The 14,407-nt window shown below is 53.3% G+C and carries 8 protein-coding genes; 3 read left to right on the top strand and 5 right to left on the bottom strand.

The window, feature by feature from the left end:
• The coding region (locus VE954_RS22845) for a hypothetical protein (protein ID WP_324957132.1) at positions 1–1,287 on the bottom strand (1,287 nt) is incomplete at its 3' end.
• A 351-nt stretch (positions 1,288–1,638) separates the two neighbouring features.
• Positions 1,639–2,082, bottom strand: coding sequence for a hypothetical protein (locus tag VE954_RS22840; RefSeq protein WP_324957130.1), 444 nt, complete (start codon positions 2,080–2,082; stop codon positions 1,639–1,641).
• Between the two features lie 252 nt (positions 2,083–2,334).
• Between VE954_RS22840 and VE954_RS22835 the strand changes: the two genes are divergently transcribed.
• A complete protein-coding gene (locus VE954_RS22835; protein ID WP_324957128.1) occupies positions 2,335–3,078 on the top strand; it encodes a hypothetical protein in 744 nt (247 codons plus the stop codon).
• A gap of 83 nt (positions 3,079–3,161) precedes the next feature.
• A complete protein-coding gene (locus VE954_RS22830) occupies positions 3,162–3,779 on the top strand; it encodes a hypothetical protein (RefSeq protein ID WP_324957126.1) in 618 nt (205 codons plus the stop codon).
• A gap of 86 nt (positions 3,780–3,865) precedes the next feature.
• On the opposite strand, the gene VE954_RS22825 is transcribed toward VE954_RS22830, so the two are convergent.
• The 3 genes from VE954_RS22825 to VE954_RS22815 form a co-directional block, all read right to left on the bottom strand.
• Entirely contained in the window at positions 3,866–5,170 is a 1,305-nt protein-coding gene (locus VE954_RS22825; RefSeq protein ID WP_324957124.1) for a hypothetical protein, read from the bottom strand.
• Between the two features lie 369 nt (positions 5,171–5,539).
• Positions 5,540–6,745, bottom strand: a complete 1,206-nt coding sequence (locus tag VE954_RS22820) for an ABC transporter permease (RefSeq protein ID WP_324957122.1) — start codon at positions 6,743–6,745, stop codon at positions 5,540–5,542.
• A complete protein-coding gene (locus VE954_RS22815; protein WP_324957120.1) occupies positions 6,735–7,520 on the bottom strand; it encodes an ABC transporter ATP-binding protein in 786 nt (261 codons plus the stop codon). Before VE954_RS22815 ends, VE954_RS22820 begins: the two co-directional genes overlap by 11 nt.
• A gap of 292 nt (positions 7,521–7,812) precedes the next feature.
• On the opposite strand from VE954_RS22815, the gene VE954_RS22810 reads away from it, so the two are divergent.
• Positions 7,813–14,403, top strand: a complete 6,591-nt coding sequence (locus tag VE954_RS22810; protein WP_324957118.1) for an SDR family NAD(P)-dependent oxidoreductase — start codon at positions 7,813–7,815, stop codon at positions 14,401–14,403.
• Positions 14,404–14,407: the final 4 nt, after the last annotated feature.

Raw genomic sequence — 14,407 nt, 5'->3', positions numbered from 1 at the left:
GCGGCCTTCGCACCGTCCGCTGAGACAGAGAAGATCCTTGCCCGGGAGAACGGATTGATCCGCACGAATGAAATCGACACGGCACTCCAGTCGGTCCGAAAGTTCGCGATCATCGAGCTGTGCATGCAAGGCGTTCAACGTAAGGCTGACCGTCGCATGCGGCAGCTGCATATGAGTGAGGGTGCGATTCCAATCTGGATTTTTCCAGTTCACGACCAGCTTCGGTTTGCTGTCGCTGACAACGATGGTCCGACAGCGTGGGCCTGAGCGGATGCCCGCCTTATTTTTCACAATTAAAAAATAGTCGAAAACACCGGCTGCGTCCGCCACCACTTTTGTCACGGCTTCAAAATTATGAGGATCCTTGCACAGATCCTGAGCGGGACATTGGTCATCATCAAGGCGAGGGCTGCTGATCATATCCTGATCCGCGCCTCTCTTTTCCCGGCAGACGAGCAGTTGACTCTCGGGACCTGAGCTATGCCAGGGAAGGATCGAGTTTTTCGCATACACAGGTAAAGCTTGCGTCAGTGAGAGAGAGTCCCAACCTCCGACCAAAGGCGCATGATGCAGAACTGTCAAAGGGCAACTGGCTTTTTTTGCAGGCGCGAGACGCGGCTGATCCCACCCCTCTGTGCTGCTGCTGAAATTAAGCTTCACAAGATATCGGCCCTCGGCCAGCACCCGCGTATCAAGGATGACGGGCGAAGCCGGCAGGTTTTCTCCATAGGGTTTCTCGAAGAGCCTTACGCTCGTGCCCACAGCCTCGTCTTCCGCGATCAGCTCCAAATGAAAGGGCTGAAGCGATCCCGTACTGCTCCAGCGCAGGGGCGAGTCCAGGCTGTCGTTGGCGAAAAAACCTTCTTCCGGACATTGGAGTTCGGCCTCGGCTTGAGGCGAAGGGATCAGACGCTTCTGCAGGAGGCGGTCGCCGTTGGTGGGCTGCAAAGGTTCAGCCAGACTCCAGCCAAACGTCCCCGAGACTACCTGAAGGACTCCGTTGCGCAAGGGGACATGGGCACATCCCCCTGGACTCAGGGTTATTTCGCTCGCATTGCGCTCGGCCTCTAAAAAACGACTGCGGATCGTCAGCAGATGCTCCGGCTCCAGGCTTTGGCCATCCGGGGTTTGCAGCTGCACCAGGACCTCGTCCTTCGTGATGCTTTCAGGAGCAAGGCCGCAGACTCGCGCAGCCTGCTGCCATTCGCCTCGAAACTGGTCATGACAACCAGAAAGGCCAACGCCCAGTACCAGCATGGAAAGGCATCGAATGAAATTGAGCAGCATGGGTTTGGATTAACCTCGTTAAGGGATACGAACGGGGGCACTATAATCGAACCGATCCTGTTTAGGAAGCTCGCTGCCAGTCCACGATGAAGACGGCATTTCGAGGTTTTTGCTGCATCCATCCCTCATGTTTTCTCGATATTTATACCCACTTGCCGGCATGACATCCGGTTGCGAGAAAGTGACCCAAAGGCCCGGCAGCGATCCATTCTACGTCATATATGCCCGGGGATTTGTTCCCCCTAGCGCGGGTGATGTTAAGATGGTCCCCGGCCGAGCTGCATGAATCCGCGAAAAGAAAAGACGATCCGTGTGACCGGGACCGAGCCAGCGCTCGATCCCTGGTGGCCATCAGCAGTAAGGACTGGCAGGCACGGTGGGGCGCTCGCCGTCAGGTGCAAAAAGTTTCCAGCTGTTCGTAACAGGAAAATAGACCCACATTCTCGTTGCAATGTGGCCGCTGGCACCTGTGGCTTGGAATGCGATATAAGATCCACAGACATCCTTGCCACCAATTGGGTCTCCCGAACCTGAGTTGAGAGAATTCGGTTCATAATCGACCACGACATACGGTTGTTTTTCGCCTGTCCCGCATTTGCCGCCGTAGAGGTGAACCGTCGCGTAGGGCGTGCTTCCATAGTTGCCGTAGATAATTTTATACAGGCATGAACCATCAATAAATTGTCGGCTCAATTGATTCGCCGGATGTCGGAATGAAGTGTATTCGGCAGCAGTGGCAGTCGTGGCGCCGCTCAGGATGGCGATCAGGGGCAGAAGGCGAGCAAAGGTCTTCATTGGAGTTTCCTTTCAGTGATATCAACGGGCTGTTTAACTCCTTCTGAATACGATAGGCCATCACGTGGACCAACGGTGAAGACGCTGTTTTGCATAATTTTGTTTCCATATTGGAAACATGGGTAATTTATGGGCTTAAGCGCGTGCTAAAAATCAGGCCGGGCCCACTGTCACTTGACAAGCCGTTGAATTCGGATGACAGAGAATCACAGCCGTCTCGTCGAGTCAGGCCAAACACACATGGAGATAATTATGCTCACAAGACTTTCCACAGGGATGATGTTCTGTCTCGTATCCCTGAGTTTCACCGATGGTTCTGAGGCTCTGGCTGCTGACGAGGTGCGTTTGGCTTGGGCCCAGAGCATTCAGTGCCCACCCGTAAGTGGTTGCTATAGGCGTGAGGGTCTTTCAGGGGTTGTCGAGGTCGAAAATATCGCATTCCGAAAAGTGGTCGAAGTCGTTTATAAGTCCCCATGGAGCCAAACCTGGCAAACGGTGCCAGCGACTTACCTGGCGCCAGCCAGAGACGGATTTGAAGCATGGACCTTTGCCGTGATCGGTCCCGTTGAAGCTTTTGCTTTTTCCTATCAGGTTGAAGATCAACAATTCTGGGATAATAACGAGGGCAAGGACTATCGTCCGATCCGTTACCAAAACGATGCGTTCCTGGGGACAGGACTCAGTTTCGCAGGTCTGAGCGGATTTCTGAATGCAGAATCAAGAGTGCTCAAAGCGTTTCTTATCGTGGATCCGAATCACGGCAGGGACATCAGCGTGCTTGTGCAAGATGGAAGTATCAAGCAAGGTTTTTCAGCGCGCCGCGCCTTAGTCTTTGGATCGGGACTGGAACTCTGGGAGAGCCAAGGCCTACTGGAATCTGAGACGAAATGGAACGATCTGCGCCTTTCCGTCACAAGTGATCAGGAGGCCGACAATAATTATGGAGTATTTTACCGATTGAACGATGGCCTTATAGGAGTCCAGCCGATCCGTTGACTGAAACGAGAACTTAATATTCCTTCTCAGTCCATAATCGACTAAGGTCCAAGTGAACATTACCGTTCAGAGGAGGACGATCCATGGCTAACAAAAATATCTCAGTTTATGGAATTTTTCGCGAACATGGAACTTTGGAGAGGACCGTTGACGCTCTGAGTGCCGCAGGCTTCCGGAACGAAGACATCTCAGTTCTCTTCCCTGACAACCAGGGAACCAAGGATTTTGCCGTCGAAAAGGAAACCAAAGCCCCAGAAGGAGCAACCACTGGTGCTGCGACGGGAGCCGTGCTCGGAGGTACGCTGGGATGGTTGGTAGGAATAGGCAGCCTGGCTATTCCTGGAGTTGGACCTTTTATCGCAGCCGGACCCATACTCGCTGCCCTGGCGGGGGCAGGTGCTGGAGGTGCTTTGGGTGGCATTACCGGCGCCTTGATTGGAATGGGAATTCCTGAATACGAGGCCAAGCGCTATGAAGGCCTGGTTAAGGACGGTGGCATGCTGATGTCAGTCCATTCCGATAACCGTGAATGGGCCAAACGTGCGAAAGACATACTTGAAGCGAGTGGGGCTCAGGACATTTCCATGACGGGCGAAGAGTCCAGCAATGTCATAGAAGGCACAGACACCCGCAAACCCAGAGAAAGGGACGCTTTCATGGGTGGAGGCCTCGATGATGCCAATCGCACTCCCATCGTTTAAATAGGCCCATTCTTTAAGTCTATGAAAGGGCCATCTTGCGGTTGCTTCTCGCAAGCAACCGTCCTCTGGATGTGCGCTCTTGAGAATCAAGCACCTAAACTCAGATTGAAGAGATCATTCACATGAATCTCATCGCCGGCCTGGACAAGTTCAGCTTGCAGGCCCACGGTGCGATTGATTGAAGGTGACGGTGCGCTCAGAGTATAAACGAGCGGAAAAATATCCTGCAGAATCCGGCGGCCCTTGGCGACGTTTTCCATCAGATTCAGTACATCCGACTGCATGCCCTGGCTCAGGCGCAAACTCAGGGATCGATATTCCTCTTCCACTAAAAGACTTAGATGACTTTGGCTGTTGCGCATCACCCAGCGGTGCAGTGCCACGAGGGTCATGCAGCGGGCATCGATATACATTTTGCTGATCATTTCCATGACGGTACTGGCCTGGCGCAGACGCACCTCAAATGGTACCGAACTGTCATAAAGGCTATCAATCATTTCCCAGGCACGAACCGCGACCTTGGTTTTTTGATCCAGCACCAGCCTTTTGAAGAAGCTGCGATGCTTGCGCAATTTTTTAATCGTATCAAGATGCGCGGTAGGATTGGACTGGGCATAAAGCCACAGGGCCAGTCGTACGGCCAGAGACGGGCGCATGTTGTCCTCGTCCTGGGCCAGAATCCAGGCGTCCAGATCCTCGGGCATGTCATGCATCATATTTTCCCAAAGCGCATGTTCCTTGACGCGTTCGTTCAGTTCCAGTGTATTCAGTTCTTTCAGCAGGACTGGAATCGTGGCTCGATGTCCTGCCAATCGTAAGGATTTAATCTCACCGACCAGAGCCGCCTGATACCAGAATTTACTTTGGGTCCCTTCCTTGATCTGGCGGAAGAGCGAACAGGAGAGCATGGCCGAACCATTATTTAACGCCAGATGCGCGTAAGTGAACTGACTGATTTCGCCTGGCTTTTGACTGCTGCCTTGAGCCAGGGTATGACCGATCGAGACTTCCCACATGGCGGCATCAAGGTCACCCTTCTGACAATAGTAGTAGCCGAGAACTTCGGCCACCTGACGATAAACATGACCGAGCTGACTCTTGCGTGGCTTAACCTTGTTGCGCAGCAAAAGGCTTTTGATAATGCGCTCCAACTTGGGCACGATCGTTTGCGACGACGCGGATGAATCAGCCAGCATCGCGATACATGCGATGCCGTAATATATACGATAGGCATCATGCACAGGATCCTCTTCACGAGGTTCATCCATGACCTTTTGCAGAAACTCCTCCAGGACGAGTTTGGGATCCTGTTCAGCCAAGGCACGGGATTTTTCTTCTTCAACCGCTGTGCAGGCCTTGTTTAAGAGATCCAAAGACCATTTGCTAGCCATACGTTGAACTCCCTCGTGTGTGCTTGATTGCTTGCGTACTTGAGATATTGCAAGCGCGAGGCCGCCGCTGGTTTTGCACGATCTTCGTCACTTAGCCCCCAGATCAACGTGTGAAAATGTGGTCAGCTTAACCAGAGAACTTTTGTGGAGTTTATGTAAGTCATTAATATTATTATATAATAGAGAGGCCCAAAAATTAACAGAGAGGCATTCATGGTCAGGAATCATCGCCCTTGCCTGCGATCAACTGATATAAAAGGTGTTTTATGGGGTGTTTGTTTAGCGAAGCCTTGTACCATGCGGATTTACGTTAACTTTATCGGGATCGAGAGGAATCAGAGCTGAGCTCTGATCCTTACTCTGCAGAATTCATGCCGCGGCCCGTATGGCCTGTACGATCGAAAGCCTCAAAACTTGCAGCGTTGAAAGAAAGGTTGCCGCCGTCGACGTCAGCACACCCAGCAGCAGAGCCATGGCGATCGAACTGCTTTCCAGATGCAGGCGTACAGGAAGGAGGCGATTGGTGCCAGGCGTAGGCGGCATCGGGATCCCGTGACCTGATAGGATATGAACCACCAACGTCATGATAATACCCAAAGTGGCTCCGGCCAAAGCCAGATAGAGTCCCTCCAAAACCAGCAGCTGAATTAAATCCTGTGGTGATTCACCATTGGCCCTTAGCATGCCGAGTTCGCGCTTGCGTTCAAGGACTGTGTTCGAAGCGCTGTTATAAATGGCCAGCATGATCATGCCGAGAAACACGAGACGAAAGATATTCAAAAGGGCCGTGAGAAAAAGCTGACCGTTCTCCGCCCACACCTGGTCCAGGACATAAATGGATAACGCCTCATAATCAGGAAACGTCGATCCGAGGCCCTGGCTCAGAGATTCCCAATGGGCTTCATCGTCCAGGCCTATGGTGATGGACTCGACACTCTGGGTGTTGAGCAGGATCTGCGCTTCACTCAGCTGCACCTGAAAGAGGGTGTCATCAGCCTCCTTCATACCCACCTGAAAAATTCCGGTGACGCGGGCATCGATGGCATTGATGGTGCCATCAATCGTTTGACCCATGACGGTGAGGTTATCGCCCACCTTCACGCCCAAGGCGCGGGCCAGACCAACACCCAGAACCATTCCATCGCGCTGGCCGCCAATGGCGCCGCCTTCAATGAAATTCATCTTGTTAAAAAAATTCTTCTCCTCGGCCCCTACCACACCTTGCCCACGACCCGCCACGTTCATGCGCCCATTGCTCAGCAATGCAAAAAACTGCACGCGAGGAAACACAGCTTGAACGTGGGGCTGCTGCCGCAGATACTGCATGATAGCTTCGGGGTCCTTCAGCCAATGCTCCCATGGCTTTTCAAAGGCCTGCCCCCAATAACCCTTGGTCATGATCTGGCCGTGACCGAAGCGCGAATGGATCGAGTTTTCCTTATGCAGAGCAATCAGCCCGGAAAAAAATCCTTGAAGGAAGAGCAAACCAAAAACTCCAACGGCGATCGTGCCGAGGGCCACCAGGGATCGTCTTTGATTCCGACGGATATTGCGCAGGGCAAACTTAGCCAACATAACGAGTCCCCTTGTTCGGTGGGTTGAGACGACCATCGCGCAAGCGGATCTCCCGCAGCCCGAATTCCAGCACCATAGGATCATGGGAGGCGAGAATGAGCGTTACACCGCGCTGTTCCTGAATCGCTTTTAAATTTTCCATCAGCTGACGGCCTGTTTTACTATCAAGACTGGCCGTGGGTTCATCGGCGACGACCACCAAGGGATGTTTGGCAAGAGCCCGGGCTACGGCCACCCGTTGCTTTTGACCGCCACTGAGCTCATGGGGCCGTTTGAAGCGATGCTCCCATAGACCAAGGTCCTGAAGAGCCTGTTCCACACGTTCCTTGCGCAATGTTTTGGGAATCTGCTGACGGGTCAGAAAGAATTCCACGTTTTCCTCGACCGAAAGGACATCAATCAACTGAAAGTCCTGAAAGACGAATCCGATATGAAAACGCCTCAGGTCGTTCAGCTCGTCCTCTTTCATAAGATGAACCGGCTTGCCCAGAAACAAGAGCTGACCATCCTGGGGTGCTTCAATGAGACCCAGAAGATGGAGCAGGGTGGATTTGCCTGAACCCGAGGGCCCGGTTAAACAAATGCCTTCACCACGCGTGATTTCAACGTCGACACTATTTAACACCTGATCCTTGTGGTCCCGTCCATAGGCAAACGAGAGCTGCTGTCCTACATAAAGCATATGTTCCTCGCGACTCAATTTCGTATGGTCCAGTCCTTGCGTGCAAAGATTGATCCCAAAGTTGGATCCGTGAAAAAGCCGAATGCCTTCCACCGCAAAGCCTTCCGTCCTTCAAAAAATCCTCGACAATCAATTTCCACTTTTTCCGAATCCGGCAATGGATGCCTCAGGATACTGATGTCTAACACGACCCAAATCATGATCTGCCGTCTTGCACGTCTGTTAACGCCCACAATGATTGGAAAACTATCGCCTTTGCACATATTCCTTGGCAGTCACCTCAAACCCATGGAGGCAAGTATTTTCCTGAGGTTGGAGCGCTGGCTCACGTCTTGCTCTCTTTACCTCAAAGCAGTCGCTAGAAAGCACACAAGGAGCGATCGATATGAAGAAGCAAGCGCAAGGCGAGGGTATAGCCATCATAGGAATGTCGTGCTGGTATCCCGGCGCCCAGACTCTTGTGGAATTCTGGGAGAATATCCTGTCCAAGCGTCAACAGTTCCGCCGCATGCCGGACGAGCGTTTGCCTCTGGACCAGTATCATAGTCTTGATCGCGCCATGCCCGATAAAACTTACGGGACCGAAGCCGCTGTCATGGATGGCTTTGAATTTGATTGGAAAGGCCGCCGCATTCCCAAGCAGACGTTTGAGAGTACGGATATCGTGCATTGGCTGGCTTTGGATGTGGCGCTCAAGGCTTTGGATGATGCCGGCCTCGATCTCGCTACTTTGCAAAAGCTGCAAACCGGTGTGGTCCTCGGTAATACTCTGACCGGCGAATGGACCCGAACCAATGCCATGCGCATGCGCTGGCCGTACGTGGAACGCGTGCTGCGTGAAACAGCAGCGACCAGAGGCATGGAAGGGGCTGACCTGGATGCTTATCTCCAAACGGTCGAGGAAGCCTTCAAATCTGTTTTTCCAACCGTGAATGAAGACACTCTCGCCGGTGCGCTGTCCAATACCATCGCCGGTCGTATCTGTAATTTTCTTGATCTTCATGGTGGTGGTTATACGGTGGATGGAGCGTGCTCATCGTCGCTCCTGGCTGTCATCAACGCCGCACGCAGCCTTGTCAGTGGTGATCTGGATGTGGCTATTGCCGGCGGCATCGATATCAGCCTTGATACCTTTGAGCTGATAGGTTTTGCCAAGACCGGAGCTTTGACGCCCGATGAAATGCGGGTTTATGATAAACGCGCCAACGGCTTCATCCCGGGTGAAGGCTGCGGATTCGTGGTGCTGAAACGTTTGGAAGATGCTGAACGCGACGGCGATCGGATTTATGCGGTGCTGAAAGGCTGGGGTATTTCGTCTGATGGCAAGGGCGGCATGACCGCTCCATCGATCCAAGGTCAGGCGTCAGCCATCAGCAAAGCCTATGAAATGGCTGGTTTTGGCCTTGAAAGCTGTGACTTCATTGAAGGTCACGGCACGGGGACCACGGTTGGGGACAGGGTGGAAATCTCCGCCCTGGTTGAAGTTCTGGGTGACAAGACTCCGGAAAAAAAGATTGGTCTGACCTCATTGAAATCGATCGTGGGTCATACCAAAGCCGCAGCCGGTATCGGTGCCTTTATCAAGACCACTATCGCTGTCAATCAGCGGGTGCAGCCGCCCATGGCTGGAGTTGAAGAGCCCAATGACCTCTTCCAGGAAAAAGCTAAAGCCTTCCGTCCTTTGATCGAAGGTCAACAATTCCCTGAAGAGCATGTGATGCGGGCCGGTGTTTCCGCCATGGGTTTTGGTGGAATCAATACGCATACGGCACTGGAAAGTTATGGCGTTCCTGCCGCGCATCTGCGTCCGCGCCTCGACGAACGCCTCATGCTGAGCTCGCATGACAAGGCGGAAGTCCTTGTCTACTCCGCCGCATCGCAGCCGCTCCTGCAAAAGAAATTGCAGCAGGTGCTGTCTTATGTCCGTCGCATCAGCCGCGCTGAACTTGGTGATCTGGCTCAGGACGCCGCGCGCTTTGTGCAGAATCATGAACCGTATCGGGCCACACTTGTTGTGACAAAGCCTGAAGAAGCTTTCCTGGCTTTGAACAAACTCCTGGGTTGGATGGATCAGCCCATGGAGCTGCAAAGCAGTCGTCAGCAGAGTGAAGGCCCCATTTCCATCAGTCTGGGCCATAGCACGAAAGCTCCCAGGATCGGCTTTCTTTTCCCGGGCCAAGGCGCGCAAAAGATCAATATGGGTCGTAAGCTCATGCAGCGCCATAGCTGGGCACAATCCCGCTTGGAGAAAGCTGAAACCGTAACGCAGGCGACGAGTGATATCAAACTCGCATCCGCTTTGTTCGGCGAATTCAGCGCTTCTGTGGACGAAGCCAACCGCCTGCTGTCCCGCACTGAGCTGGCTCAACCTGCCATCTCGTTGACCAACGTCATCTGGTTCGAGTGGTTGCAAAAGCTTGGCCTCAATCCGACCGCTGTGGGTGGACATAGCCTGGGCGAGCTGAGCGCACTTTATGCTGGCAAGGCCTTTGATTTTGAAACCCTGATGAAACTCGCGGCGATTCGTGGTCAGCTGATGGCTCATCGTGCCGATCGACCCGGGTCCATGATTCATTTAAATTGTGATGCCACGGCAGCCATTGCATTGATGGAAGCTGCTGCAGGCAATACGTGCATTGCCAACCGCAATGCGCCGGATCAAACCGTTTTATCGGGAGATCCTGAAGCTCTGCAAACCCTTCTGGACCTGGCCAAAACTCAAGGCATCCAGGGTGGATTTCTGCCGGTTTCCAACGCCTTTCACTCCAACTTTATGGAAGACGCGGCCGCCTCGTTTGCCCTGGCGTTGGACACGGTGTCATTCAAACAACCAAGCCTCAAATTTTTCCGTGGTACAGACGGAACAGCCTGGACAGCAGGTGCTGATCTTAAGGACTATCTGAGCGAGCAGATTCTGCAGCAGGTTGACTTCATCGCACTCGCAGCCTCGATGCGGGCCGAATGCGACCTGATCATCGAAGTGGGTCCCTCACAGATTCTCTCGGGCCTGGTGAAACGTATGCCAGGGTCTACGCTCTGTTTGCCAACCGAATCACGCCCAGGTTATGACGCCGACCTTAAGATGGCTCTGGCTGTGGCCTTTACCAAAGGCGCGGCCATTCGTTGGGACGAGCTTTATCAGGCACGCTATCTTCGCCCCTTCACACGACCGGAAGAAAAACATTTTATTCAAAGTCCAACAGAGAAGCCCTTGGTGTTTGCTCGAGACCGCAGCGCGCCAATGACGATCAAAGCATCAGCGCCTGTGACCCCAACCCTCCAGGCGCCAGCTCCGATCGCAACCCCGACTGTCGCTGCTCCCGCGAACGCGTCTGTGGAAGACGTTATCTTTGGTACCATCACGGCCTTGACCGGTTTCGAACGCAGTACGCTGAAAGTTGAATTGCGCCTGCTGGATGACCTGAATATGGACTCCATCAAGGCTAGCGAATTGTTGGCCAACGTTTCCATGCATTACGGAATCGCCGGTGAATTGGATTCGATTCCTCTTGCCAACGCCAGCATTCAGGAAATTGCAGACGCCATCCGCAGCAAAATCGGATCGGGCGAGAAGCGCGTCGCCTCAACGTCTGCGTCTGCGATCGAAGCACCCAAAAAAGCCAGTTCCATTGCCGAAACCAGCCTGGGGAAAAATAAGGAACCCTGGGTCAGAAACTATACGGAAGTCTTTGAAAAAACGTCGCAACTGCCATCGGGCAGCTGGGATCAGGCACAAGTCGCCTGCATGGCATCAAGTATCAACGACTCCTTGATCGAGATCTGGAAAGATGAACTCAAGAACCAGGGAGCCGAACTTTCGGAACAGGCTGACGTTCACATTATCCTTCTGCCGACGTCAACCGAAAGCACAGATCAAGCTTTGAATGAATCCATCGCTTTGCTGGCCCACGTCGGCCGCCAGAGTTGGAAAAAAGGTCAAACCTTGATCTTTGTGCAAGGCGACGACGGTATCTTCGCACGCAGCCCCGGCAGTGAGCAGGTCATCAGCAGCAAGGCCTTCGCGCAAAGTCTTGCCCATGAAAGACCTGACCTCAATATCCGCTGTCTTTCCGTGCCACAGGCTTGGCTCCAGAATGCCACTTCTTTGATGACCATCATGGCGTCTGAAAAAGATGCAGAAGGTTCGCTGGTTGTGGCCGGCTATGATGTCGAGGGTGAACGACGCCTTCCCGGCTTCAACATCGATCAACCCCATCACTATCAGACTCGCTCGGAAACTCTGAAGGCAGGCGATGTGGTCCTGGTCACAGGCGGTGCCAAAGGTATCACGGCAGCCTGCGCCCTGGCCTTGGCCAAGGACTTTGGTGTTCGCATGGCCCTGATTGGATCCTCGCCCCTGGTCCAGGACTCCGAAGATCCGATTCAAAAAACCTTGCAGTCCTATCGAGACGCTGGCCTGGACGCTGCGTATTATGCCTGCAATATAACCAAAGCCGATGACGTCAGCGATCTGATGACGCGCATTCGCAGCGAACTCGGCGAACCGGCAGCTTTGATTCACGGTGCTGGCAGCAACCAGCCGCGTCCGGTTTCAACAGTCAAGGCTCAGGATGCAGAAAAGGAAATGGCACCCAAAATTCTTGGCCTGCGCAACCTGCTGGACGCGTTAGACGGAACATCCCTGAAGATGCTGGTTGGTTTCACCTCAGTGATCGGTGTCACGGGCATGCCTGGCAACGCCTGGTATGGTTTCGCCAATGAAACATTGGATCTTATGATTCGTCGTTATCAGCAGCAGAGCCCTACGACCCAAACCCAAACCCTGGCCTACAGCGTCTGGTCAGAGGTCGGCATGGGCGCTCGTATGGGCAGCGACAAAAACCTGGAAACCAAAGGCATCAGTTCCATTAACCCAGAACAAGGCGTCCAGCGCTTTATGCAGCTGATCCGTGGGGAAAGTCATGATCAACAGACCGTGATTGCCTCGCGCCTTGGAGCGATAGGGTCCCGTATCGAAGCCAACGCTTCCAACCAGAATCTCGCTCTGAACTTTGCCAAGGACGTTTTGCATCATCAGCCCGGTGTTGAATCCATAGCTCGAGTTCACTTGAATTATGCTGAGCATGCCTACCTGCTCGATCATAATTATAAGGGCGCTTATCTGCTGCCAACGGTTCATGGGCTGGAAGCGATGGCTCAAATCGTCTCGCTGCAAAAGGACCTGGGTGACAGCCTTGTTTTGGAAAACATCCAGTTGACCCGCCCCATCACGGTGGGCCAACAAGGTTGTACCATCGAGATTTATGCTGAAGTCCTGGAACAGACAGATGAGGAGGATACCATTCGCGTTCGAGCCGGTATCCGCACGGCACTCAGCGGTTACAAAGTGGATCATTTCGCGGCTGAATTTGTCCTGCAGGCCGCGACACCGGCCATGATTGAAGGCATTCCCGTCACGGAAACGCGCCTCGCTGTCGATCCGATGAAACAGCTTTATGGCAGTATCCTTTTCCAGGGCCCAAAATTTCAACGCATCCAGAGCCTGCATCATCTGGAATCCGACAATGAAAACGAAGGTCGGACGTTGTTCCTGGCTCAGACCAACGCCAATGATTTGAGCGCGCATAAACTCGGCGACCCTTACTTCCGTGATGCGCTGCTGCAATCCGCGCAGATTATCATCCCACAGAATCAGTGTCTGCCGATCGAAATTGCCCGATTGGAACTGCATCGTGGCTACAACAGTGAAGTGGAGCGCCTGTGTTGGACGGATGTGCATCGTGTGGATGAAAAATCCTATAGCGCAACCATTACGGTTTTCAATGCCGAAGGTCGGGTTTTGGAAAGGATGGTGAACTATCGCCTCCAGTTCCTGGAGAAGAAAGCCCATCTGCCCAAGGCCATGGATCTGATTCAATCCGAAGTCGCTCTTGTTGAAAACAGCCCTCTCTTGGTTCCTTACCGCGGCCTCGCCCAGCGCCTTGTGATCGGTGCCGAGCCCAATGGTCCCCAGGATCAGGCCGTGTTTGTCCATCGCTTTGTGCCGGACTTCAAAACATTTGCCAACCTGAACCGTTCGATTTACTTCGCGCACTTCTTTAACTGGATGGGTCAATCGCGAGAGATGTCATCGCTGCCAGTGCTCGATACCATCCGTGCCCTCACGGAAACCGGACGCTGGGGACAGGTCACCAACTGGGCCTCGATCGAGGTCCTGGGTGAATGCCGAAACCGTGACCGCGTGGTGGAAGCTCGCATGTGGTGTGGCCAGGTCGGTGGAACCTGTCAATCATCCGCCACGCTGAACTTCGATTGGGTTTCGCTTGGCGAAAATGGAATCGAAGAACGCATTGCCACGGGACAGATGGGTTTCACCTGGGTGGAAATTCTGGATCACGGCATTGTACGTCCTGCGGAGTTTCCGCCCGAGTATCGTGACTTTATCGCGAGCATGATCGCTCGTAATGATAGGCCTAACAGCTATATTCCGGCGCCGGAGCCCTATCGAAGCCTTGAAAAAGGACAGACTTTGTTCCAAGCTCAAGAAGGACCGAATACAGCGATCCGTGTTTCTCAGAAGGTTTTTGAAACGGGCCTCTTTGATGCCAATCTTGTGGGCAACCTTTACTTTGGCAACTATTCGATTTGGATGGGCAAGCTGCGTGATAGTTATTTCCATAGGCTGGCCCCGCAGCTTTATCGCGGGATCGGCGAGGCGGGTGAACTCACCTGTGTGCGCAGTCGCATTCAGCATCTGCGGGAAGCGATGCCGTTCGATGATGTCCTGGTGACCATGGCTATCAAGGCTGTTTATCAAAATGGAGTGGACCTGCAGTTTGACTTTCATAAGGTGACGCCCGGTGGCCACACGGAGAAACTGGCCAGCGCCGATCATCAGACGATCTGGACGCGCACGGGAAACCAGGGTGAAAAAGTGGCGAGCGAATTGCCGGCTGAGATCATGGAAGCGCTGATTGAGCATGTGGAAATTTCAACTTTAAAAACTGTTATCTGAAAGG

This window comes from Oligoflexus sp. (assembly GCF_035638955.1).
GTDB lineage: Bacteria > Bdellovibrionota_B > Oligoflexia > Oligoflexales > Oligoflexaceae > Oligoflexus.
The sequence above is the reverse complement of the archived record's forward strand: the minus strand, read 5'-3'. Positions and strand labels throughout refer to the sequence as shown.

Coding starts and splice junctions, on each gene's coding strand:
- VE954_RS22840 (WP_324957130.1), bottom strand. CDS start 2,082: ATGAAGACCTTTGCTCGCCTTCTGCCCCTGATCGCCATCCTGAGCGGC.
- VE954_RS22835 (WP_324957128.1), top strand. CDS start 2,335: ATGCTCACAAGACTTTCCACAGGGATGATGTTCTGTCTCGTATCCCTG.
- VE954_RS22830 (WP_324957126.1), top strand. CDS start 3,162: ATGGCTAACAAAAATATCTCAGTTTATGGAATTTTTCGCGAACATGGA.
- VE954_RS22825 (WP_324957124.1), bottom strand. CDS start 5,170: ATGGCTAGCAAATGGTCTTTGGATCTCTTAAACAAGGCCTGCACAGCG.
- VE954_RS22820 (WP_324957122.1), bottom strand. CDS start 6,745: ATGTTGGCTAAGTTTGCCCTGCGCAATATCCGTCGGAATCAAAGACGA.
- VE954_RS22810 (WP_324957118.1), top strand. CDS start 7,813: ATGAAGAAGCAAGCGCAAGGCGAGGGTATAGCCATCATAGGAATGTCG.